The organism is Pseudomonas sp. Tul2A7 (assembly GCF_054790505.1).
The window spans coordinates 5,545,150-5,569,134 of the sequence record NZ_CP186499.1 but is presented as its reverse complement, the minus strand read 5'-3'; the positions used below and the strand labels follow the sequence as shown (position 1 = coordinate 5,569,134).

Below are 23,985 nucleotides of genomic sequence, written 5' to 3'. Positions count from 1 at the left end.
ACACTCTGGCCGAACGATCTGTTTCCAGGAGTGGCTGATGTCCCTGCGGTTACCTTCCATTGATGGTGTGTTGCGTCACCCGGCGTGTGGGCCTTTGCTTGAGCGTCACGGGCGTGAGTGTTTGCTGGCGGGTTTGCGTCATTTGCTTGATGAACTGCGCCCGAGCGTGTTGAACGGGCAATTGTCAGCCGTAGAAATCAGTCCCGAAGTGCTCGCCGGCCGCGTCGGTGAACGCCTGGCCCAGCAACAGCGCAGTAACGTGCGCCGAGTGTTCAACCTCACCGGCACGGTGCTGCACACCAACCTCGGTCGCGCCTTGTTGCCCGAAGAAGCCATCGAAGCTGTGCAGATGGCCGCGCGTTACCCACTCAATCTGGAATTCGATCTGGCCAGCGGCAAACGCGGCGATCGCGATGACCTGATCGAAGGCCTGATCCGCGAACTGACCGGTGCCGAAGCCGTCACCGTGGTCAACAACAATGCCGCCGCCGTGCTGCTGACGCTCAACAGTCTCGGCGCGCGCAAGGAAGGCATCATTTCCCGTGGCGAGCTGATCGAGATCGGCGGCGCCTTCCGCATCCCCGACATCATGGCCCGCGCCGGCGTACGTCTGCACGAAGTCGGCACGACCAATCGCACCCATGCCCGCGACTATGAAGCGGCGATCAACCCGCGCAGCGGTTTGATCATGCGCGTGCATGCGAGCAACTACAGCATCGAGGGTTTTACCGCCCGCGTGCCGACGTCTGAACTGGCCGAGTTGGCCCATCGACATGGCTTGCCGCTGCTGGAGGACCTGGGCAGTGGCAGTCTTTTGGACTTGACACGCTGGGGTTTGCCGACAGAGCCGACGGTGCGTCAGGCGCTGCTGGATGGCGCGGACATCGTCACCTTCAGCGGCGACAAATTGCTTGGCGGCCCGCAGGCGGGGTTGATCGTTGGGCGCAAAGAACTGATCGCGAAGATCAAGAAAAACCCGCTGAAACGCGCGCTGCGGGTGGACAAGTTGACCTTGGCGGCGCTGGAAGCAGTGCTGGGGTTGTATCGCGATCCGGATCGATTGGCTGAACGTTTGCCGAATCTGCGCCTGCTGACCCGCCCGCAAGCTGACATCTTCGCCCAGGCCTTACGTTTGCAGCCGTTCATGGCTGAGTTGTTGGGTGAGCGCTGGCAGGTCAGTGCAGTCGAGGCCTTGGGCATGATCGGCAGTGGCAGCCAACCGGTCGCGCGTTTGCCGAGTGCGGCGCTGTGTTGTCGCCCGCAAGTCTCCAAGCGCTTGCGCGGGCGTTGTCTATTGAATCTGGAAGCGGCGTTGCGCGCGTTGCAGATCCCGGTGCTCGGGCGCATCGACGACGATGCGCTGTGGCTGGATTTGCGTCAGCTCGACGATGAACCAGGGTGGCTCGCGCAATTGCCGCGCCTGCAGGTCGAGCCGTGATTGTCGGCACGGCGGGGCACATTGACCACGGCAAGACGTCGCTGCTGCAAGCCCTGACCGGACAAACCGGCGACCGCCGCCCGCAGGAACGCGAACGCGGCATGACCATCGACCTTGGCTATCTCTATGCCGAAATGCAACCGGGCGCGGGGCTGACCGGGTTTATCGACGTGCCCGGTCACGAGAAATTCACCCACAACATGCTCGCCGGCGAGCAAGGTATCGATCTGGTGTTGCTGGTGGTCGCGGCGGACGACGGCGTGATGCCGCAGACCCGTGAACATCTGGCGATTGTTGAATTGCTCGGCATTCCCCACGCCTTGGTGGCGATCACCAAATGCGACCGGGTTCAGGCGGGCAGGGTAGAAGAGGTGCAGCGCCAGATTCTCGATCTGCTGGAACCGGGGCCGTTTGCCCAAGCACCAATCTTCACGGCGTCGAGCGTGAGCGGGCAGGGTATCGATGAGTTGCGCCTGGCGTTGCTGCAAACGCAACGAGAAGTGCAGCAACGTAGTCGCGAAGGCGGATTTCGCCTGGCCATTGACCGCGCGTTCAGTGTTGCCGGCGCGGGAATCGTGGTCACCGGGACGGCGTTGTCGGGTGCGGTCGCTGTCGGCGACAAACTCACCCTCGGGCCTTGCGGGAAAACCGTACGAGTGCGCGGCTTGCATGCGCAGAATCAACCCGCCGAACACGCCTTCGCCGGGCAACGGGTGGCGTTGAACCTGAGCGGTGAACGCCTTGAACTGGCGCAGATTCATCGCGGCCATTGGTTGCTGAGCGAGTGGCTGCATGCGCCGACGCAACGGATCGACATTGAATTTCAACTGCTGCCCGGCGAACGCACCTTCGAACACTTTCACCCGGTGCACGTGCACCTTGGCACGCAAGATGTCATCGCCCGCGTGGCCTTGCTCGAAGGTCCACGGTTGAGTCCCGGCGAGCGCATGTTTGCGCAACTGCTGGTCAATGCGCCGGTGCATGCGGTGAAAGGTGATCGACTGATCTTGCGCGACCAAAGTGCGCAACGCACCCTCGGTGGCGGTCAGGTGCTCGATCCGTTCGCCCCGGCACGGCAACGCCGCAGCCCCGAACGTCTGGCGCAACTGCGCACCTTGGCTTCTGGCGAAGAACTCGAACAAGTCTTGCCCGTGCTGCTCAACTACAGCGCCGGCGGCCTCGATCCGCAACGGCTGGAGCGCCAATTCAATCGCCCGCGCTCAACCTGGTCGTTAGCGGAAAACGTGCGCCTGATCGACACCCGCCAAGGCCCGGTGCTGTTCAACGTGCAACGCTGGTCGCAACTGAAGTTCACCCTGCTGGAACAACTCGCGCAGTTTCATGAGCAGGAGCCCGACCAGATGGGCCCCGACCGTGATCGCCTGCGCCGCTTCAGCGGTCTGGCGCTGGAGCGCTCAACGTTTGTGAGTTTGCTGGATGAATTGCTAGCGGCCGGATCGATCCAGGCGAGCGGGCCATGGCTGCATTTGCCGGATCATCAGGTGCGTCTGAATGCCGAGGACGAAAGCCTCTGGCGGCAGTTGCAACCGCTGTTCGAAAACGCCGGATTCGACCCGCCGTGGGTGCGCGACGTCGCGAAAATGCTCGGCCAGGACGACGCCGTTGTACGCCTGCTGCTGCGTAAACTGGCGCGGCTCGGTCTGATGCACCAAGTGGTGCGCGATCTGTTCTTGAGTGACGTGCGATTGCGCCAAATGGCCGATGTCCTACTGAAACTCGCCAAGGAAAATCCGCAGATCCAGGTGACAACCTTCCGCGATGCGCTAGGCTTGGGACGCAAACGCTGTATTCAGTATCTGGAATATTTCGACCGCGTCGGCCTGACCCGACGCCTCGGCGAATCCCGCCAGATCCGCCCCGACAACGCGCTGGCCAACGCCGACGCCCAATGAGTTAAAGGAAGGCAATCGCGCCCGGTGGCGCGGCCGGGCTTCAAACCCGGTTGGGGACGGCATCCGTTCCCGGGCAGGTTCGACTCCGGCTGCCTTCCGCCAGTTTGCCAATTGCAGCCTTTGGCAGTTCCGACACCGGCCTATGCAGGACTGTCGACGGCTTGATCGTTCCCACGCTCTGCGTGGGAATGCAGCCTGGGACGCTCCGCGTCCCTTTCAAAGCCGAACGCGGAGCGTCCGTTGAGGCATTCCCACGCAGAGCGTGGGAACGATCTGTATCCCTGCTACTGCGGCAATTCCAGATTATCCATCACCCGATTCACCGCCAGTTCGCCGAGCATGATCAGCTGTGCAATCCCCAACAAAGTACGACGCTGCGACGCCGGTATGAGATGGGCGAGGTCATGGGCGATGGTTCTGGCTGAGGCAAGTGTTTCGCTGGCATCGGCCAGCAGTTCCTCGTTTTTGAATTCCGCGGTCACGGCGTACATCCGGCGGGTTTTGCGTGGCGGTGGGGTCGAGCCGGGTGGGCAGAGGTAGTGATCGAGGGCGCGGTCGGCGGCTTCGTGGAGTTTTTTTGAATCGAGGGATTCGTAGGGGGCGGTGAGGTCGATTTCGGGCGGGTTTGGCGTTGGTTTGATCATGGTGAAGCTCCTTGAGATGTGGAGCCGTCATTCCATCGCTGCTAAACGGATAGGGTGGCGGCTGTACGCGGGTTAGCAGACCAGGCTCAAGGATCCCGGCGCACCGAAGTGCCCCACGCAAAGCCGCCATAACGTAATGGCGATACTCGCGTGCCTTGAAAATTTCCGAGCTGCTAAACCCGATCGCTGATTCGTCAGCGACCGCACCACAATAGAACCCGACCCCAAGGCGCACAAGCCGGCGGATTCTGGCGTAGCTGTAGGCAATGGCGCAAGAATTTGTAGCCTTGAAGGCGTGTCTGAAGGTGTCCTTTAAACGCCCCTGTTTAGCGGAGGACGGGGGCAGGCCCGATAATTAAATCCGCCCCCCTTTTGATCGTCACTTTTTCAATAAATATTCCTTTTTAGTATTCCATTTTTATATTGTCAAAATACATGTTGCCGCTTCCCTGTATGATTATTTCTAATCGTTTTATGTTTGAGCCAGAGAAGATCGTATTCGTTTCGGTGTTTAGAGTTAGATCTTTAAAGTCTAGAAAATTATCTGCGGTATTGTAATAACTAATTCGAGCGGTTGCAGTGGTTGATACGACTAAGTCGTAAGTTATGCTTAGGCGCGAGCAAGGAGTACCAAGTGTTACCTGAACTTTTAATGTCGGTTCTGGGCCGGGAGATACTCCGCCGGCAAAAAAATATAATTGTTTGCTTGAACGTTCTATAATTTTTCCAATTGTCGATCCTTGAGGGTTCGTTATTTGCCACTTCAGCGTTGTTAATGTGGTTGGGTAGTTGGAGTTTTGAGGGATGTCTCCTAATGCGCATTTCTCAAAATCTTCAATGTCATAATTAATAACGTTAACTTTATATTGCTGCGAAGAGTCCCCGGCACCATACAGTGCTTTGGCTGTGAAGCTATGCGCGTCAATACTCAAGCCTGAAACCAGTCGTTCCCATTTGCCTGTAGTCGGATCGGCAGTCGCGTCACCCTTGGAGGTTCCACCGTCGAACACCCGGACACTCTGGCCCTTTGCGGCGCTGCCGCCCAGGGTGACGGCCGTTTCCAACGTGACCCCGCCGTCGGGGATTTCGACACCGCTGGGAGAGCCTTTGACCGACGTCAAAGTCGGAGCAGTGGCGGCGGTGACGGTCAGTGTTCTGGCGGCAGACACGGCGCCAGAGCCGTACAACGCCTTGGCGGTAAAGCTGTGTCCTGCCACAGTCAGGGCACTGACGAGCAACGTCCACACACCGGTTGTGGGATCTGCAGTTGCCGGACCCTTGGAGACAGCGCCGTCAAAGATTTCGACTTTCTGGCCTTTGGAGGCGACACCACTCAGGGTCACGGCGGTTTCTACGATGAAGCCGTTGTCGGGAATTTCGACGCCGCTTGGCGAGCCTTTGATTGAGTTCAGCGTCGGCACTACCACGGCGACGATGGTGTGTGGTCGAGCGGTGGAGGTTTGCTCCGAACCATACTTCGCCTTGGCGGTAAAGCTGTGCGTGGCGACGCTCAAGCCTGTAATGGTGTGTGTCCAGATGCCCGTTGACGTATCGGCAGTGGGTTGACCTTTGGGCGTTGTGTCGTCGAATACCTCGACTTCTTGACCCTTGGCGGCGGTGCCGGTCAGGATCACTCCCGTTTCCACAGAGGTCTCGTCGGGAGGAACTTCAACGCCACTCGGCGAGCCGTTGACCTTGGTAATTGCAGGCTTCACATCCTCCAGAGCCTTGACCTTGTATATCTTCACCGGCCCGACAATCGCATCCGCTTCGACCTGGCTCAAGGTCAGTGCCAGTTTGTAATGCAACTCCAGATCCGTGTCGTGCCCCAGATCCTTCAAATAACTGTAGGGGATGACCTGCTCGTATTTTCCCGCATTGATCCAGGTCTGATTGACCGAGGCACCGGGCACTCGCCATAACACTCGATTGTGCTCCGCCCCCTGAGAGGTTTTACCTTTAAGCTCCGCCCACACCGGCTGGCCATTTTTCATGAACGCCCATACCCCGGCGCGGAATGTGCCGCCCGCCGCGAGTTGGGTGACATCCAGTTCATTGCCTTGCGCCTGCACGATGCTGAGCTTGTCCAGCTCCGCAGCGGGCAACGGTGTAACCGTCACCGTGAGCGCTAGTGATGGGAATTTGTTGGTTCCCTGCGTCACTTCGTATTGAAGGGTGAAGGTTTTCGCCGTGTTGCCGATGTTGGCGGCAATCGCTTCCGGCGGGATCAGAAATTCAACGCTGCCACTGGCGACCCCCGGTTTGGGCGCGATGGTCGGAGAACCGGCGCCGGGCGTACCGGTCATGGTCAGTTGAATGCTGTGTTTGTCGCTCATGCCGGTGTAGGCCACGATTACCCGGCCGCCGGTTTGGGCATTGAGCGGTGCCAGAGTCGCAGTGGCGCCGCTGCCTATGGCTTGCGGCATCTGCGGGAGCGGCAAGGGGTTTTCCAGCGCCACCCCGACACTGAACTCCAGCGGATTGGCATAGCTGGGTTCACCCCCCGCCGCGCGTTTGATGAAATACGACGCCGTGACCGTGCCGCCTTCATTGCCCTTGATCAGCTCGGCCCCGATGGGGAAGGGCACCGGTTGGCCGGCGGTGAACTCGCTCAGCTTGATCGAGTCGCTGTCGGTGCCGGTTTTCGAGCCGACCCACTGTCTGAAGACCTCATCGCCCTTGACCGTGTTCAGATAAATCACGGTCAGGGTGGTGCCGTCGGTGTCGGCGGGCAGGACGCCGTTCACCACGCCGGCCACTTCCGGTTGCGGCAGTTCCAGGCGGGGTTCGCCGACTTGCAGGATGTCGGCGTGGATCGATTCGCGGATGGCGTGGGTGGCGTTGACCCGGTTCATCGTGCCGAGCAGCGAGTCTTCGATCAGCAGTTGGTAGTACAGCTCCAGTTTGCCGCCGTTGATGGGCGTCAGGTGCGCCGCACCGGGGACGTTGATGCGCAGCGGCTCTTTGGCCTCGATGTCGCCGTTGGTGATCGGGCGCAGCGGCAGGTCGGGCAGGTACGGGGTCAGTTCCGGGCGGGTGCCGAGCCAGAACAGCCTGATCGCCTGGCCGGCGGCGAAAGAGCTGTCGAAGGGGATTTCGATGCGCACCTGGCTCAGCGTCGGGTCGAGCGCACCTGACACGGCGTCCAGTGCCTTCGGGGCTTTGAGCCGTTGTACCTCGCCGATGGCGCTGATGAACTGGGTCCTGGCGCGCAGGTCGTCGGAAGCGTCGTGCTTTTTCAGGCGATAGGACAGCGCAATCTGGGTCTGGGCCAGTTGGCGCAGCACGGCGTTGGGCACAGTAATTTCGGGGATGCTGGGCACGCTGAGGAGGACTTTTGCCGGTAACTCAAGATTGATCGGTGCCCCTTCTTTCGGGGTGCCTTTGATCCGTACAAAAAGGGTGTCGCCGACCTCGAAGTCTTTTGGGGCTGGATGGGGGCGGTTCATGGCCACAACCTGCGCCGTGCCATCGGCCTCGCCGAGTTTGTCGACGTCCAGTTTGTTGTTCAGCGCCTCCTTGAGCAGCGGTGCGCCCAACAGGGTCGTGTCGAGCGCCACCACTACGCGTTGTTCGGCACTCCAGTCCTCGGAGCGGTTATCGACCACATCGTAAACTTCGAAGGCCACGGCCAGACCGGCGTCGCCGGAATCGCCGCCCTCCTTGATCGTGTCTTCGTCGATGTGCACGATGATCGGTGTCTGCCCCGTTGCCTGTTCCTCGGTCAGCGGATCACTGAGGACAAACATGCCGCCCCAGGTCACCTGAATCACGTCGCCGACGGCGGCATTTGGATAAGGCGCCGCGCCAGCGGTGCCGATGGTGATCGGCACGCCAGCGGCGACGTTGTCCTGATCGATGCCGCCGTCGAGGATTTCCCGGGGGATGCTCATGACCAGCCTCGAATGGCCGGGCTCGTCATTATCGTCATCGCCACCGGGGCGGGTGAGTTTGACCCGCACGTTCATCACTTCCGAAGGCTCGGGCGTCTGGTTCAGGCGGGTGACCGCGTAGGACACCGCAAACTGACCCTCGTCAATGCGTGAGGCGGGCACAAACATCTGCAGTTGGGTACCGACTTCACTGCGGTCGATGGTCTCCTGCAGCACCTGCTGGCCGGCGCCCCAATAAATCACCAGCTTGTCGCCCACGCCCATCGGGCTCCACGGCCCGGCGCGGCACAACAGGCCCTGACGTGGAAAGTTGTCTCGCGCGGCGGCCAGGTTGATGCCCCAGACCTTGGGCGTCTCGGACACTGGCCCGGTGCGGCCGGGGATGTCGAGTTCCTTGAAGATCAGGGGGGTGTTGTCGGGCTGTCGGGTGGTTGACATGGGGACTCCAGGGCGCATGGCGGTGGAGTGATTCAACGCTGGATGGGGGATTTGCGCACCTGTCAGATCTGACAGGTGCGCAGGGGTATCCGACGAGCGGTTTGCTTTTCCTGTTTGAGCGATGTGGGGGCTGTGAAGACGCCTTCGCGAGCAGGCTCGCTCCACAGGGATCGGTGTCGATCACCAGGCTGCGTTTACACCGCCGAACCTGTGGGACGGGTTTGCCCGCGAAGGCGTTAGCCGCCCCAACTCATTACTCAAGGCGCGCTACTGCGGCAATTCCAGATTATCCATCACCCGATTCACCGCCAGTTCGCCGAGCATGATCAGCTGTGCAATCCCCAACAAAGTACGACGCTGCGACGCCGGTATGAGGTGGGCGAAGTCATGGGCGATGGTTCTGGCTGAGGCGAGTGTTTCGCTGGCATCGGCCAGCAGTTCCTCGTTTTTGAAGTCCGCGGTCACGGCGTACATCCGGCGGGTTTTGCGTGGCGGTGGGGTCGAGCCGGGTGGGCAGAGGTAGTGATCGAGGGCGCGGTCGGCGGCTTCGTGGAGTTTTTTTGAATCGAGGGATTCGTAGGGGGAGGTGAGGTCGATTTCGGGTGGGTTGGGTGTTGGTTTGATCATCGGTAAAGCCTCTAGAGTAGTGAAGCTGCCACCGTTCGCTGCTAACGAAGGAGGTGGCGGCTGTACGCGGGTTAGCAGACCAGGACTCTAGAACCCGGCGCACCGAAGTGCCCCACGCAAAGCCGCCATAACGGCTACGGACTTTGTGCGTCTAGAGATAACCCGGGCTGCTAAACCCGATCGCTGAAGTAATCAGCGACCGGACCACAATAGAACCCGCCCCCAAGGCGCACAAGCCGGCGGATTCTGGCGTAGCTGTAGGCAATGGCGCAAGGATGTGTAGCCTGTAAGACGTGTCTGGAGGTGTCTTTTAAACACTCCAGTGTAAAAGACAAAAAGTCGGGCGATTATCTGGCTGCAAGCGTGGTCCGTCCCTGAGAGATTCGCAGATCCAGGTGACAACCTTCCACGATGCGCTAGGCTTGGGACGCAAACGCTGTATTCAGTACCTCGAATATTTCGAACGCGTCGGCCTGACCCGACGCCTCGGCGAATCCCGCCAGATCCGCCCCGACAACGCGCTGGTCAACGCCGATGCCCAATGAGATAAAGGGAGGCAATCGCGCCCGGTGGCGCGGCCGGGCTTCAAACCCGGTTGGGGACGGTATCCGTTCCCGGGCAGGTTCGACTCCGGCTGTCTTCCACCATCACTCAAAAATCAAAAGATCGCAGCCTCTCGGCAGCTCCTGTACCGATCCCTGTAGGAGCTGCCATAGGCTGCGATCTTTTGATTGTGAATGCCAGAGAAACGTAGTCTGGCCCGGTTTAGTTGGCCCGGTTTAGTTGCTTCGTTACACGTTGTTTGTGCAGAATATCCAGTTAATCAGGATACTTGAGAAGTGTAGGTTTTTTGCAGGGAAAAGCCTTATTTCCACGCTGTCGAATGATAATCCGCCCAGCAGTTTAATAGTAATCTCTCGCCAAAGACCTGCATCGCCATTGATATTGTACTGATGAACAAGCTCTGTCCCGTTGAAAAAGTCAATGCGTACCAGTACTCCTGTTATAGCTGGCGGGCCTTGATTTAATCTTGGCGACCAGCACAGGCAATGAAATTTGAGAAGTTTGAAGGTTCTTCCTTTAAACCCGATCACCATTTTTACCTCACCAACATTTGGAGAGGAGTTCATTAAGTCTCTCGCCAGCATGCTTGTTGTTCCGCTAATATTCACTCTTGTAACATTGATTTTTTCAAAATGGCGTGTTTCACCATCTCTATATTCTGTATTGGGGCCGAAGTTATCAACATAAAGATCTTTAGGAACAACGTTCAGGGTGCGTATGTTTGAATGAACTGTGCCGATGTGATATCGAGATTGAGCATACAAACGCCGTGCTCCCAGCGGCACGATGATCGGGTGCTCCCAGCTACCCGCCGCATCGGCGGTCGCCGTTCCTTTGAATTCCGCACTCGGCTCACTGCCCTCGAAAATATCCACTTGCTGGCCTTTGCTGGCGGTGCCTTGAAGTTTGAGCGTGGTACTTTCGGTCGTGTAGTCGTTAGGAATGTCTGCGCCTGTATCGTCCAGCACTTTGTCGAGCGTTGGAACAATGACTGCAGTGACGGTCAACGTCCTGACCGCCGACACCGGCTCCGTGCCATACAATGCCTTGGCCGTGAAGTTGTGGACTGTCAGGCTCAGGCCTTTCACTTCCAGTTCCCACTTGCCAGTGAAGCCACTCACCTGCGCTGTGCCTTTCGACGTCGCCCCATCAAAAATCTCGACATGCAGCCGTGACGTCGCGGTGCCGGTAAGCTTGATGTTGGGGTCGAGGGTAATGGTGTTATTGGGTATTTCCGCTCCTTTGGAGTCCTGCACCGAGGTAATAACAGGGGTCAGTACACTCGAATACGTGAATGTTCTGCCGACTGATTCCTGGCCGGACCCATAATCTGCTTTGACCTTGAACGTACGAGTCCCAATGGCGCTCAGCGTGATGGTATATGTCCAGGTGCCGGTGCCGTCGACCGGGTGTTTGCCCTTTGACGCGGCGCCTTCGAATATCTCGACCTGCTGATTGCGCGCGGCGGAACCGGTCAAGGTCACGACGGGATCGACCGTACCACCGCTGTGCACAATTTCTGCGTCTTTGGAGTCCTTCACCGAGGAAATGACCGGTTTCACATCTTCCACAGCCTTGATCGTATAGATACGCAATGGTGCCACCGTCGCCTCGTCCTCCACCTGACTCAGGTCCGACCCCACCTTGAAGGTCAGGGTCAGCGTACTGCCGTCTTTGAGATTGCGGACATCGCTCAATGCCAAAGGTGGTGCCGAATAATACCGCTGACTGATCCACGTCGGATTCACCGCTGCACCTGGAACTTTCCACAATAGTTTCAGGAAGGGTGAGCCATTATTGTTTGTGCCTTGCACCGCCAGCCATACCGGTTGGCCGCTTTTGATAAACGGCCAGTCGCCCATGCGACACTCCAGGTTGGTGGTCAGCGTGCTGACGTCCAGATGGGTGTCGTTACCGGCCTGAACAATCCAGGGCTTGGTGGTGAGGGCTCGTTGCGACAGCTTGAGGATCTTGAAGGGTTGATCCGGGCCGGGAGTTGACCTGCCCTCACGAATCAGTTCACAGCCGAGCACAATGTCCCGACCCAGGTTTGCCGTAATGAAGGCGATGTTCAGTGTGAAATCGGCGACGCCGTTGGCATCGGGCGCTTTGGCGGGCAGGGTCGGCGATCCATCCCCCGCGGCGCCTTTGACGATCAAACGAACAGTGTCGCCCGCGCGATGCCCTCGCACCTCGATCCGGCCGATGGCGCCACTTACGTTATCCATCGGATCGAAAACACCTTGCGTCGACTTCAACAGTTGCGGTGGCTTCAGCTCAAACGCCACCCCGACATCGAACTTCAACGGCTCGGCATAACTCGTCCCGCCGGCGGCGCGTTTGATCTCGTACCGGGCGATCACCGATCCGCCTTCATTGCCCTTGATCAGCTCGGCACCGATGGGGAAGGGCACCGGTTGGCCGGCGGTGAACTCGTTCAGCTTGATCGAGTCGGTATATTCGCCGGTGATCGAGCCGTGCCAGAACATGAAGACTTCATCGCCTTTGACCGTTTCGGTGTACGGCACCGTCAGGGTGGTGCCGGCGGTGTCGGCGGGCAGAACGCCGTCCACCACGCCGGCCACTTTCGGTTGCGGCAGTTCCAGGCGGGCCTCGCCGACTTGCAGGATCGCAGTGTGGATCGACTCGCGAATGGCGCGGGTGGCCTCGTACGTGTCCAGCGTGGCGAGCACCGTCTCGGCGATCAATTGCTGGTAGTAAAACTCGGCCTTGCCGCCGTTGACCGGGGCCAGGTGTTTGCCGTCGATGTTGTACAGCAGCGGTTGGGCCGCGACGATGTCGTTATGGGTGATGGGACGTGAAGGCAGGTCAGGCAGGTAGGGCTTGAGGCCTGGCGTGGTGCCGAGCATGAATATCTTGAGGACCTGGCCTTCGGCAAAGGATTTGTCGAAGGGGATTTTGACACGCACCTGGGGCAGTGCGGGATCCAGTGCTCCGGAGTTCTCGTCCAGCATTTTCGGCGCGGCCAGCCGTTGGACTTCGCCGATGGCGCTGATGAACTGGCCTTTGGAACGTAGATCAGGGGATGCGTCGGCCTTTTCCAAACGGTACGACAAGGTGATCTGCGACTTGGCCAACTGGCGCAGCACGGCGTTGGGAACCTTGTCGTCAGTAACGCTCGGCACGCTTTTCAACGCCGCGCCTTCTACTTCCAGATCAATCGGTGGCCCTTCGACCGGTGTGCCCTTGATCCTGATGTAGGGAATGTCACCGACCGTGAACTTGCTGGTATCCGTGGCGATGATTTGCACGGTGCCGTCGGCGTCGCCCAGCTTGTCGACGTCTAGCACGTTGTTTACCGTTTCCTTGAGCAACGGCGCCCCCAGCCGTGTTGCATCCACCGCCACCACGATGCGTTGCTCGGCACTCCAGTCCTCGGAGCGGTTAAAGACGCAGTCGTACACCTCGAAAACCACGGCCACGCCGGACGTTTCCGCATCACCGGCCTCACGGATGATCGCTTCCGTGATGGTGATGATGATCGGCGCCTTGCCTTCGGCCTGGTCCTGAGTCAGCGCAGTACTGAACACAAAGATGCCGCCCCAGCTGAGGCGACAGACATCGCCCGCCGCCGCGAAGGGGTAGGGCGGTGTGCCGTCGGCCTTGCCAATGCTGATCGGCACGCCAGCGGCGACGTTGTCCTTGTCGATGCCGCCTTCAACGATCTCCTTGGGAATCGTCATGATCAGCTTGGAATGCCCGCCATCATCGTTGTCGTCACGGCCGCCGGGGCGCGTGAGCTTGACCAGCACCTGCATGACTTCGGACGCTTGATCCGTGCCGCCCAAGGGCTTGACCACATAGGACACCGCAAAGCGGCCATCGACCATGTGCTGGGAAGGCACGAACATGCGCAACTGCGTGTTGACCTCGGTCGCGTCGACAGTTTCCACCCAGACGTTCTGCCCGGTGCCCCAGAAGATCGTCAACCTGTCGCCTTGCGCCATGTTGCCCCACGGCCCCGCCTGGCACAGCAGGCCGTTAAGGGGAAAGTTGCCCAGCGCGGCCGCGATGTTGATGCCCCAGATGTCGGGATCCTGCGATACCGGGTCTTTGCTGCGACCGGGGATGTTGAGTTCTGTGAGGGCGAGAGGCTGATCAGGCGTCGACATGGCATCGGCTCCGTGCGGGAAGGGAACGGAGTGATTGAACGGCTAAACGGCAAATTGCGCACCTGTCAGATCTGACAGGTGCACGGGGGTATCCGACGAGCGGTTGTTTGCTTTTTCTTGCTTGAGCGATGTGGGGGCTGTGACGACGCCTTCGCGAGCAGGCTCGCTCCCACAGGGATCGGTGTCGATCATCAGGCTGCGTTTACACCGCCGAACCTGTGGGAGCGGGCTTGCCCGCGAAGGCGTCAGCCGCCCCAACTCATTACTCGAGGCGTGTCACAGAGGCGCGCTACTGCGGCAACTCCAGATTATCCATCACCCGATTCACCGCCAGCTCACCGAGCATGATCAATTGCGCGATCCCCAACAGCGTCCTGCGCTGCGACGCGGGTCGCAGACCGGGACTCTAGAACCGGCAGACCCGAAGGTCTCCCACGTACAGCCGCCATAAACAAGCGGGTGTTGTGCGTCCAGAGATCGACGGGCTGCGAGACCCGATCGCTGATTTGTCAGCGACCGATCCACGATAGAGACCCGGCCCAAGGCGCACAAGCCGGCGGATTCTGGCGTAGCTGTGGGCAAAGGCGCAAGGATATGTAGCCTTCCAAACGACACGAAACCAGCGAATTTTCCTCATCCCCTGTGGAATGAGCCTGCTCGCGATAACGGTGTGTCAGTCAGCATGAATGTTGCGGAAAAGACGCTATCGCGAGCAGGCTCACGCCTACACGGGATAGCGTTTCAAATCGGGATAGGCGGTGGGTTAGAAACCAAGTGGGTACTGGATCACCACGTAAATCCGGTCAATGTCATCGCCGGCCTGCGCTTCATTGGCTCGGTGCGATACATGTGAGACCTGCACCGACAGATCCTTGGCCGCGCCCGACTGCACGACGTATTTCAAATCGATATCCCGTTCCCAGTGCTTGCCGCCGTCACCTTGCTGCGGCTGGTAACTGCCGCTGTCCGCATCAAACGGGTTATAGGCGCCGCCCTTGGGTGCGTGGGTGCCGTCGATGTGGCTGCCGCTGACGTAGCGGGTCATGAAGCTCAGGCCAGGGATGCCCAAGGCGCCGAGGTCGAGGTCGTAGCGCGCCTGCCAGGAGCGTTCGTTGGCGCCGTTGAAGTCGGCGTATTTGATCGAGTTGGCGAGGTAGATCGAGTCGCCACCGACGAAATCGAACGGTGTGTTGCCATTGATCTTTTGCCAGCCGAGCATTACTGCGTGGGGGCCGAAGGCGTATTTGCCGGACAGGCTGAACGCGGTGTTGTCGATGGCGCCGGCCAGCGCTCGGCCGGTGTCGCGGGTGTTATAAAGGTTGGCGTCGAGTAGCACGCCGGACTGCTTGAAGTGCAGGTTGCCGTAGTACTGTTGCCAGGTGTCGCTGAGGTCTGAGGCGTACAGCGCGCCGCCGACGGGGCTGTCGGTGAACAGGTCGGCACCGAGAAAACTGATCCCGCCGGCCTCGGTATTGGCGCCATACCCGTAGAAATCGCCTTTGCCGGATGAGCTGTCCTGATTTTTGAACGCGGTGAAATGCCCGGCTACCAGATTGACGTGGTCGAACTCGGCGCTGTTGAGCAGAAAACCTGTGGCGTACTCCGGTTGCAGGCGTTTGTCGGAGGTGTCGAATACCGGAGTTTCTACGGTCATTTCACCGAAGGCGAGGGTGGTGCGCGAGGCCTTCATCTTGAGCGCACCGCCGGCGCTGGAGTAGTCGTTTTCACTGCGGCCATCGCTGTCGACCGGCAGCAGCCCCGTCCCGGAATGCCCCTTGCCGCCGTCCAGTTTCAGTCCGGCAAAGGCGTGGGCATCAATGCCGAAACCGACTTTGCCGGGGGTGAAACCGGATGAGAAGGTGCCGATAAAGCCTTGAGCCCATTCCTGTTTGTAGCTTTTTCCGGACGCTGAGGGCGAGCGATAGTCGTTGCTCAGGTAGAAGTTGCGGCTGAGAATTTCGCTTTTGGCATCGTCGAAAAAACCGCTGGCGTGGGCAGTGGTGGTCAGACCGCAGAGCAGCGCGAGCAGGGTGAAGCGCGAGGGGGCGCGGTCGATCATGGTCAGTGGCCAGCGGCAATTAAGATGGCTGGGATGATCGCGGGAATGCAGGGCAGGGGATTGAGTGGATGTGCTGAATTTACGGGGCTACACAAAACCTGTGGGAGCGAGCTCGCTCCCACAGGGATTCAGGGGGGGCTCAAGATTAATGGCTACACACAAACCCTTGTAGGAGTGAGCCTGCTCGCGATAGCGGAGTGTCAGTCTGAATAAATGTGACTGACAGACCGCTATCGCGAGCAGGCTCACTCCTACAGGGATTTGTGTTGAATGAGGATTTTGTGGCGGAGCTGAAACCTGTGGGAGCTGGCTTGCCAGCGATGGCGGCGTGTCAGTCAAGTTTATTCAGGCTGACACACCGCCATCGCGAGCAGGCTCGCTCCTACAGTTTTAAGCGCGTTATGCCAGCGGCGGCGTGCGCGGCGGGATCTGGCGCTTGCTGCCGGTCGATTCAAACGCAGCGGCGAAACGCAGCAGGTTAGAGTCGTCGTAGGCGCGGCCGGCGAAGGTCAAGCCAACCGGCATGCCGATGTCGGCCATCACGCCCATCGGCACGGTGACGGTCGGCACGCCGAGGTGGCGGATCGCGAGGTTGCCGTTGGCCACCCAGATGCCGTTGCTCCACGCGATGTCGGCCGACTCAGGGTTTACATCGGCGTCCGCCGGGCCGACGTCAGCGACCGTCGGGAACAGCACGGCGTCGAGGCCCAGTTTGTCCATCCAGTCTTCGAGGTCGATGCGCCGGGTCTGTTCGAGGCCGCGCAGGCCGTCGGGCACGGTGCTGATTTCATTCCAAGGCGTGATGCCGCGCTCGGCCATGCGCACGTATTCATCCATGCCCGCGACCAGATCACCCTCACGGTTAGGCAGCGTACCCGGTTCGTGGGGGAAGATTTTCGGCCCGTCGACGTCGACCAAACGATTGAGTTTCGGGTCGCCGTTGGCTTGCAGGAAATCGTCGAACGCCCATGCGGTCAGGTCCCACAGTTCATGGTGAAGGAACTCTTTGGAGACCAGGCCCCGGGTGAACACAGTCGGCGCGCCGGGACGATCGCCTTCGCAGTTGGAGACCAGCGGGAAGTCGGTTTCGACGACTTCGGCGCCGGCGGCTTCGAGGGCCTGACGCGCCTGCTTCCACAGGTCAATCACGGACGCGCGGGTGTTGATGCGTTGGCCGGTCGGGCCACCGATGCCCGGGGCTTCGCTGGTGCCGGCTTCAGGGTCGGCATTGATAAACATGCGCGGCACGGCGAAACGCTTGCCGGCCAGCGCTTTGGCGTCGGCGGCCAGATCGGCGTAAGCGGCGGGGCGCACTTCGCTGACGCTCGGGATCGGCACCCACGGTTGCAGGCGCCACAGATCGCCACGGGTGTCCGGGTCTTCGGCGACGACGATGTCGAGGACTTCGAGCAGATCGGCCATGGTGCGTGCGTAAGGCACGACCACGTCCATGGTCGGGGTCAACGGCCAGTTGCCGCGCACCGAGATCACCCCGCGTGACGGCGTGTAGGCGCACAAACCATTGTTCGACGCCGGGCCACGCCCGCTTGACCAGGTTTCTTCCGCCAGACCGAACGCGGCGAAACTGGCGGCAGTGGCGGTGCCGGCACCGTTCGACGAACCGGATGCGAACGGCGCGGTCAGGTAGTCGGCGTTGTAAGGACTTTCGGCGCGACCGTAGACGCCGCGTTGCATGCCGCCGTTGGCCATCGGCGGCATGTTGGTCTTGCCCAGGCAGATCGCCCCGGCGGCGCGCAGGCGTTCGATGGTGAAGGCATCGCGATAGGCGACCAGATCGGCAAAAGCCGGGCTGCCGGACGCGGCGGTCAGGCCCTTGACCAGGTAACTGTCTTTGGCGGTGTAGGGAATGCCATCGAGCGGGCCGAGGGTTTTGCCTTTGGCACGGCGGGCATCGGAGGCGCGAGCTTCGTTCAGCGCTTCAGGGTTGCGTACGACCACGGCATTCAGCGCCGTTGGCGTGTCGGCGCCGTCGTAGGCATCGATGCGTGCGAGATACGCCTGCACCAGCTCGACTGAGGTGGTCTCGCCTGATTCAAGGGCGGCACGCAGTTGGGCAATGGAAACTTCGGTGACTTCGATCATGCGCTCACCGCTGTTTGAATTTGGGTGTTTTTCCTGGAATGGGTGTTCATATCGGTTCTCGTTGCACAGCTATAAGCGACAAGGTTAAGACTGGCGCCTATTTAACACCAAGCGGCGTGCGGAGTAATCGGCGGGATTGAATCTTGCCTGTTTTCAACCCGACTGACGCCATCGCGAGCAGGCTCACTCCTACAGGGGAACGCATTCCAAATGTGGGAGCGAGCCTGCTCGCGATAGCGGTATTCCGGCCGCCATATTCCTTCAGTCGATCACAAAACCCCGTACTCCCGCGCCGTCCGATCCACCGCAATCCGCGTCTTGTCGATCAGCTCATCCAGCTCCGTACGCGTAGCAGTCAACGCCGGCGCCATGATCATCCGCCCCAATGTCGAACGAATGATCAGCCCTTCCTCAAAACCAATCGTGCGGCAACGCCAGGCGATATCGTTTTCATTGGCAAAGCGCTTGCGCGTGGCCTTGTCTTCAGCGAACTGCAGCGCAGCCACCAGGCCAACCCCCTGAATCTCACCCACCAACGGGTGATTGCCGAACACTTCGCGCAAGCAATTCTGCAGATACGGGCCGGTGTCGGTTTTCACCTGAGTGACCACGCCTTCATCGCGCAAGGCTTTGAGGTTGGCGATCGCCACAGCGGCCGCGACCGGGTGGCCGGAGTAGGTCAGGCCGTGGGCAAACACGCCGCCTTTTTCTACCAACGCCTCGGCCATGCGCCGCGACAGAATCAAACCGCCCATGGGGATGTAACCCGAGGTCAGGCCCTTGGCGATCGACAGGGTATCGGGTTCAAAACCGAACGCCTGATGGGCGAACCATTCGCCGGTGCGGCCGAAACCGCCAATCACCTCGTCAGCACACAGCAACACATCGTATTGGCGGCAGATGCGCTGAATTTCCGGCCAATAAGTGGCCGGCGGAATGATCATGCCACCCGCGCCCTGGAAAGGTTCGGCGACGAACGCCGCGACCTTGTCGGCGCCCAGTTCGAGAATCTTGTCTTCCAGTTGCCGCGCGGCTTGCAGGCCGAACTCCTCCGGGCTGAGATTGCCTTCATGGGCGAACCAGTACGGCTCATCGATGTGCGCGACATCGGGGATGGTGCCGCCCATCTCGTGCATGAACTTCATCCCGCCCAGCGCCGTCGCCGCGAGGGTTGAGCCGTGATAGCCGTTCCAGCGGCCGATCATGATTTTCTTCTCGGGTTTGCCCATCACCTGCCAGAACTTGCGCACGGTGCGGATCAGCACTTCGTTGGCTTCGGAACCGGAGTTGGTGTAGATCGCGTGGCTGAAGTGCTTGGGCAACAGGCTGAAGAGCAATTCGGACAGCTCGATCACCGCCGGGTGAGTGGTGTGGAAGAACATGTTGTAGTAGGGCAGTTGTTCCAGCTGTGCGGCCGCGGCGGCGGCGAGATCCTTGCGTCCGTAGCCGAGGTTGGTGCACCACAGGCCGGACATACCGTCCAGATAACGCTTGCCGTCGTTGTCCCACAATGCCAGGCGATCGCCGCTGACCATCACTCGCGGGCCTTCCTCGTTTAGGGCCTTCTGATCAACGAATGCGTGGATGTGGTGAGCGGCGTCAGAGGCTTGGTAATCGCTGGTACTGCGGGTCGAATCGAATTCGGCGGACATGGCGGATCTCCAGAGCAAAAGGGCAAGTGAGTGCGTTCGTTGCAGCGCTGCATGGATAAAGTTTTGTCACCTAAAAATATTTTTGTAAAGAAAATATTTGTCGGTGAAAAAAGATCTCAGTACGCTGAGAGCCATTGGCAAGGATCATCAGAGGCAACATGAGCGGACTCAGAGAGCGGCAGAAGGAGCAGCGCAGGGAAGTGATCGCTACGGCGGCGCTGGAGCTGTTCAAAACCAATGGTTTCGCTGCGACAACGCTGGACCAGATCGCCGTGCAGGCCGGCGTGTCCGCGCCGACGGTAGTCAATTACTTCGGCGGCAAGCAGGAGATTCTCCTGGCGCTGCTCAAGCAACCGGACGAGCAGGCCATGCGCGAGGCGCGGGCCAATCTGGATGACGACAGCGATCCACTGGAAGCCTTGTGCGAGTTCGAAGGCCTGATGACCCATTACCAGTTGCAAGCGATGCCGGCTTCGCTGTGGCGTGAACTGGCGCCGTTTCTGTTCACCGGTGAACTGGCTCGGGCGCTGGACCCGTGGAACGCCGCGGTGATCGAGGAAACCAAGGCCTTGCTGGAACATTTTCAGCGCGTCGGCAAGATCCGCGAATCAATCGATATCGATGTCGCGGCGACGTTGTTCAACCAGTATGCGAATGTGGCGTTCATTCGCCTGGCCACTGAAGCGATGCCGGACAGGGAAGCGCATGCGCTGCACATGCGCAGTGTGTTGAGTCTGCTGTGTCACGGCATGTTGGTGAGTTGAGAAAGGGGCAGAGGTGCTATCAATAAGCCATTGCCGTAGAATGACCGCTGATTTTTTTCTGCTTCAATTTGGATGAGTCAATGCAAGGCAATCAGCAAGACAAGGATGTACTTCGCGGTTGGTGTGCTTTTGTCGAGGCGACCGGGCTCGCTAAAAGCCGGATTCAGGATGTGGAGCATGAGCAGGAGATCAGACTCCAAGGCAAAGACATCGAGGAAGATGCCAGCGGGTTCTTCATCTCGCTGTCCAGTGTGCAATCGGAGGCCTTGAGGGTTCGGTTTGCAAAAAGGGACGAAGAGGGACGATTGCAGACTGAACCGCTGCAGATCGGCTTTCCGCTGTTGCGAGTGATCGAAGGTTCCAAATCATTCTTCGTGCCGCTGTTTCGCTACTCAGTCCCGGACCATTGCCTGTCGACAACGGCGTTGCATCTGTGTGTACCGGTGAAGAAAGGCGCTGAAGTCGTTCCCAATATTGCAGCGTTCCGCCAGTACCTCGACATCGACATCGAGGAACTGGGAGCCGAGCGCCACATGATGAGCCTCGCCGCCGCCTGTTCCGGCAAACAGGGCGAGGACTTTGTCAGTGTGTTTCGAACCTTTCTGGCTTGGGTCAATCATCGACTTGCCGGTTTGAAACCTGATCGCGCCGATCTTTCCGACATTTTTCTGGAAAAGCACATTACTGCGCTGGTCTGTCCTGAGGTGAATACCGACTTCAACTCCAGGGAGCAACTCAAGGATTACAAGATCCTGCTTGAGCGGCCGGACGTCCGAACACCCTCGCTGCTCCAGCAATATATTCTGCAGCGCACGCTCACCACTGCAGCGACGCTTGAATTCACGCGTTTCCCCTACGGCCTGTTCGAACGCAAATATCCGTTGGGGCGAGGCCAGATGGCCACGCTGACACAGGTCTCCAGCGGTGCGCCGCTGGTGGCGGTGCAAGGCGCACCGGGCACTGGTAAAACCACCCTGTTCAAATCGCTGATCGCCAGCCAGCTTGTAGAGCGGGCGCTGGCCTGTATCGGTGGGGCAGACCGCAACCTGGGATTGGTGGTGACCTCCACTGCCAAGAAAGCCGTCGAGAATGTCATCGATGATTTTCGCGATGACCCGTCTCTCAAAGACCTCAAATGGTTGTATTTCCTCGGCGGTGACAAGAATCAAATCACTGACGAAGTCGAGCGCGTCAATGCACTGCTGGTGCAATTGAATGAGCAGACGTACGACAAAACCCGGCAGGGTTCGCTTGCCTCCCGGATAACAGCAATCCGACAGCTGATCGACGGGGTTTTCGCTCGTTTCCTCGTTCTGACTCGAACCCTTGATCAGGCGACAGCGGCATTGGCCGCCCCTTCACCCGAAGTGTTCCAGGCGCGCCTGGAAACACTCAAGCGTGAGGTGGTCGAGAAGGGCATCGCGCTGAAAATGCTCGCCGCGCGCGAGCAACCTGCGGAGTTAAGCGTCCTCTCGGCGCAGTGCAAACATGCCCTCGGCGAGGTCGCGGCACATAAAAACCGGCATGCTCAGGCGATGGAATGCTTGTCTCGACACTACAGCAGGCTGATTGATGCTCCGTTCGCCGAAACTGCCTATGAGGAATGGCTCGCCAGTACGCTCAGCGAGACGCTTGAACATCACTACGCCGACTATCCGACAGGATTGTTTGCGCCCTTGCTGGCCTGGATACAACGAAGCAAATACACGCGTGCGCGCAGTCATCTGCAAAGGTCATTTTCGGATGAGTTCTCTCGCTACCAGTTAGCGAGCCTGAGCGATGTCCAGTTCGCCGAGTTGGCGCGCAATCGCAGGGCGCTGTATCAACTCGGTACGACGCAAGAAACCCTGGAGATTTTGCGGTTGGGGCTGCCCGATACCGCGCACGAAGAGCAAATCAAAGCGCTGGCCATGGCCATCGAGCAACTTGTTCAGCGAACCCGCGATTGGGCCAGCTACAAAAAGGCTCATCATGATTTGCACAGTGAGTTCCCTGAAGGGGATTGGGTGGAAGTGCTGCGCAAACGCTTTATTGCGCAACAGCGGGAAATATTCGAATCCGCCGTCGACTACCTATGGCAAGAACTGCTTCGGCAAAAAGCCGCTCTCGCCCAGGTATTGCCCTTGTGGTGCAACCTGTTGAACGGGCAACTCGACAGCGGTTTCTACAAATGGAAGGACAAACTCGACGAGTTCTATCGACTGGTCAGTCTTGCCTATCCGGTGATGGCCTCGACATTGGCCTCGGTGCAGAAACTGGCCGGATACAAACTGGGCGATCTGAACGGTTTTGCTCCGTACGCGCTCAGTCTGGTAGATGAGGCCGGGATGATTTCGGCGGAATCGCTGGTGCCGCTATTGGCCCGCAGCCAACGGGCGATCGTGGTCGGTGACCCGATGCAAATCGAGCCGATTCGCGGATTGGGTAAAGCCACGGCGGACAAACTCAAGGCGCACTATTTCGCCGATAACACCCTGTACGAGGCGGTCTCACCGATGCTGGTCACCGCTTATCATCGCGCCGCTGGCACATTGAGTGGCTCTGTAACCGATATGGGCAACGGTATCGTTCTGGATGAACACAGACGGTGTCAGCCCGCCATTGCCGAGCTGTTCATGCAGATCGCCGGCTATCGGGGTGTACAGGTTTGCACCAGCGCCTCTGAAGCGCGTATTGGCGCCGCTTGTGACAGCATGGGCGGCTTCAACCTCATGTTTTATGGTGTACAGGGCCGCAGAGGCGCCATGCCCAACACCAATCAGGATGAAGTCGAGGCCATCGGGCTGTTATTGGACAAACTGGAAGCGGCCGGCTACGACCTGACTAAAGATGTCGGGATCATCACGCCGTATTCCAACCAGAAAAACCTGCTGATCAAAGCCTACGGTCAGCGAATGAAACAAAGTCAGGCGCTCAAGATCGGATCTGTCCATCAGTTCCAGGGCGTAGGTTTTGAAGTCATCATTTACTCGCCGGTTATTTTTCAGCGCACTGACCGGGACAACTTTCAAAACGGCAAACCCAATCTGCTGAATGTCGCGGTATCGAGGGCAAAACAGCAATTTATCGTGGTCGGTAACCAGCAGCGTCTGCTGGCTGCCGGGAAGTCGCTGAAAAAAATGGCAGAAGTGTGCTCGGCCTCCTTCTTTGTCAGCATGGAACACCAGAGCCCAACCTATGCGAGCGTTAATGCCAACGGCGTGAAGCATTATTTCGACTGTGATCACATCAGCGCATTCGACACATTGCTATCGGCGTCTCAGCGCTCCTTCACGGTGGTGGTGCCCTGGATTCGCCAGGGCATCAACCGCAATCACCCGCCGCTCAAACTGCTGCGCACCGCCCAGGAACGCGGGATCAAGGTCACTGTTTATTACGGCTATGACGGGCTGGGACAGAAAAATGCCGATGATGGCGACGCCGGTCTGATCATTGCGTATCAGCGTGAACTGGGCGCCGAATCTGTCGTGCGTTTACCGGAGGGAACCCACGAGAAAATCCTGCTGGTGGATGATCAGGTGGCAACGGTGGGGAGCTGGAACTGGCTGTCGCACAGCTACTATCAATACTGCGCGACGACCACCCACCGATCATTGGCGTTGCGTCGTGAAACCAGCGTCGAGTTGCGTGATCCAGCGCTGATAAGTGCTTTGAAACAAAGGCTGGGTCAGGCCTGAAATACAGGCTTGCCCCAGCATTGCCGTCGTTGTCCGGCAGGAGCTCCAGTGGTGGTTGTCGCGCCTGCCAAGACCGCAGC

Annotated in this window: 11 protein-coding genes, 2 tRNA genes and 2 pseudogenes; 7 read left to right on the top strand and 8 right to left on the bottom strand. The window is 59.3% G+C overall.

Features of this window, described 5'->3' with window-relative positions; genetic code table 11:
- The first annotated feature begins 34 nt into the window (after positions 1–34).
- The 3 genes from selA (at position 35) to ACOYXJ_RS24820 (ending at position 3,453) form a co-directional block, all read left to right on the top strand.
- Complete coding sequence (gene selA, locus ACOYXJ_RS24830; protein ID WP_460373037.1) at positions 35–1,438, top strand: L-seryl-tRNA(Sec) selenium transferase; 1,404 nt, start codon at positions 35–37, stop codon at positions 1,436–1,438.
- Positions 1,435–3,351, top strand: a complete 1,917-nt coding sequence (gene selB, locus ACOYXJ_RS24825) for a selenocysteine-specific translation elongation factor (protein ID WP_460373035.1) — start codon at positions 1,435–1,437, stop codon at positions 3,349–3,351. The genes selA and selB overlap by 4 nt, the downstream gene beginning before the upstream one ends.
- Before the next feature lie 6 nt (positions 3,352–3,357).
- A tRNA-Sec gene (locus tag ACOYXJ_RS24820) sits at positions 3,358–3,453 on the top strand.
- A gap of 182 nt (positions 3,454–3,635) precedes the next feature.
- Here ACOYXJ_RS24820 and ACOYXJ_RS24815 read toward each other — a convergent pair.
- From ACOYXJ_RS24815 to ACOYXJ_RS24805, 3 genes are all read right to left on the bottom strand, one after another.
- Positions 3,636–3,995: a DUF6124 family protein gene (locus ACOYXJ_RS24815; RefSeq protein ID WP_460372089.1), complete on the bottom strand. Its 360-nt coding sequence runs from the start codon at positions 3,993–3,995 to the stop codon at positions 3,636–3,638.
- 404 nt (positions 3,996–4,399) lie between these two features.
- Positions 4,400–8,326 (bottom strand): Ig-like domain-containing protein, encoded by a 3,927-nt coding sequence (locus tag ACOYXJ_RS24810; RefSeq protein WP_460372087.1) that lies wholly within the window; start codon positions 8,324–8,326, stop codon positions 4,400–4,402.
- Between the two features lie 267 nt (positions 8,327–8,593).
- Positions 8,594–8,953: a DUF6124 family protein gene (locus ACOYXJ_RS24805; RefSeq protein WP_150795304.1), complete on the bottom strand. Its 360-nt coding sequence runs from the start codon at positions 8,951–8,953 to the stop codon at positions 8,594–8,596.
- 389 nt (positions 8,954–9,342) lie between these two features.
- Here ACOYXJ_RS24805 and ACOYXJ_RS24800 point away from each other — a divergent pair.
- Both ACOYXJ_RS24800 and ACOYXJ_RS24795 read left to right on the top strand, forming a co-directional pair.
- Positions 9,343–9,498: pseudogene (locus tag ACOYXJ_RS24800) on the top strand (SelB domain-containing protein); the annotation flags it as partial.
- A gap of 6 nt (positions 9,499–9,504) precedes the next feature.
- Positions 9,505–9,600 (top strand) — tRNA-Sec (locus ACOYXJ_RS24795).
- A 144-nt stretch (positions 9,601–9,744) separates the two neighbouring features.
- On the opposite strand, the gene ACOYXJ_RS24790 is transcribed toward ACOYXJ_RS24795, so the two are convergent.
- From ACOYXJ_RS24790 to ACOYXJ_RS24770, 5 genes and pseudogenes are all read right to left on the bottom strand, one after another.
- Positions 9,745–13,650, bottom strand: coding sequence for a hypothetical protein (locus tag ACOYXJ_RS24790; RefSeq protein ID WP_460372085.1), 3,906 nt, complete (start codon positions 13,648–13,650; stop codon positions 9,745–9,747).
- A gap of 289 nt (positions 13,651–13,939) precedes the next feature.
- A pseudogene (locus tag ACOYXJ_RS24785) lies at positions 13,940–14,047 on the bottom strand (DUF6124 family protein); the annotation flags it as partial.
- 366 nt (positions 14,048–14,413) lie between these two features.
- Complete coding sequence (locus ACOYXJ_RS24780) at positions 14,414–15,709, bottom strand: OprD family porin (protein WP_460372083.1); 1,296 nt, start codon at positions 15,707–15,709, stop codon at positions 14,414–14,416.
- 399 nt (positions 15,710–16,108) lie between these two features.
- Positions 16,109–17,812, bottom strand: coding sequence for an amidase (locus ACOYXJ_RS24775; RefSeq protein ID WP_460372082.1), 1,704 nt, complete (start codon positions 17,810–17,812; stop codon positions 16,109–16,111).
- 269 nt (positions 17,813–18,081) lie between these two features.
- Positions 18,082–19,464: an aspartate aminotransferase family protein gene (locus tag ACOYXJ_RS24770; protein ID WP_460372080.1), complete on the bottom strand. Its 1,383-nt coding sequence runs from the start codon at positions 19,462–19,464 to the stop codon at positions 18,082–18,084.
- Between the two features lie 158 nt (positions 19,465–19,622).
- Here ACOYXJ_RS24770 and ACOYXJ_RS24765 point away from each other — a divergent pair, with 158 nt between their 5' ends.
- Both ACOYXJ_RS24765 and ACOYXJ_RS24760 read left to right on the top strand, forming a co-directional pair.
- Entirely contained in the window at positions 19,623–20,228 is a 606-nt protein-coding gene (locus tag ACOYXJ_RS24765) for a TetR/AcrR family transcriptional regulator (protein ID WP_460372078.1), read from the top strand.
- Positions 20,229–20,308: 80 nt separating this feature from the next.
- Entirely contained in the window at positions 20,309–23,905 is a 3,597-nt protein-coding gene (locus ACOYXJ_RS24760; RefSeq protein ID WP_460372076.1) for an AAA domain-containing protein, read from the top strand.
- Positions 23,906–23,985: the final 80 nt, after the last annotated feature.

Excerpts from the sequence above, each read along its gene's own strand:
- ACOYXJ_RS24815 (WP_460372089.1), bottom strand. The coding sequence starts at position 3,995 with ATGATCAAACCAACGCCAAACCCGCCCGAAATCGACCTCACCGCCCCC.
- ACOYXJ_RS24810 (WP_460372087.1), bottom strand. The coding sequence starts at position 8,326 with ATGTCAACCACCCGACAGCCCGACAACACCCCCCTGATCTTCAAGGAA.
- ACOYXJ_RS24805 (WP_150795304.1), bottom strand. The coding sequence starts at position 8,953 with ATGATCAAACCAACACCCAACCCACCCGAAATCGACCTCACCTCCCCC.
- ACOYXJ_RS24790 (WP_460372085.1), bottom strand. The coding sequence starts at position 13,650 with ATGTCGACGCCTGATCAGCCTCTCGCCCTCACAGAACTCAACATCCCC.
- ACOYXJ_RS24780 (WP_460372083.1), bottom strand. The coding sequence starts at position 15,709 with ATGATCGACCGCGCCCCCTCGCGCTTCACCCTGCTCGCGCTGCTCTGC.
- ACOYXJ_RS24775 (WP_460372082.1), bottom strand. The coding sequence starts at position 17,812 with ATGATCGAAGTCACCGAAGTTTCCATTGCCCAACTGCGTGCCGCCCTT.
- ACOYXJ_RS24770 (WP_460372080.1), bottom strand. The coding sequence starts at position 19,464 with ATGTCCGCCGAATTCGATTCGACCCGCAGTACCAGCGATTACCAAGCC.
- ACOYXJ_RS24765 (WP_460372078.1), top strand. The coding sequence starts at position 19,623 with ATGAGCGGACTCAGAGAGCGGCAGAAGGAGCAGCGCAGGGAAGTGATC.
- ACOYXJ_RS24760 (WP_460372076.1), top strand. The coding sequence starts at position 20,309 with ATGCAAGGCAATCAGCAAGACAAGGATGTACTTCGCGGTTGGTGTGCT.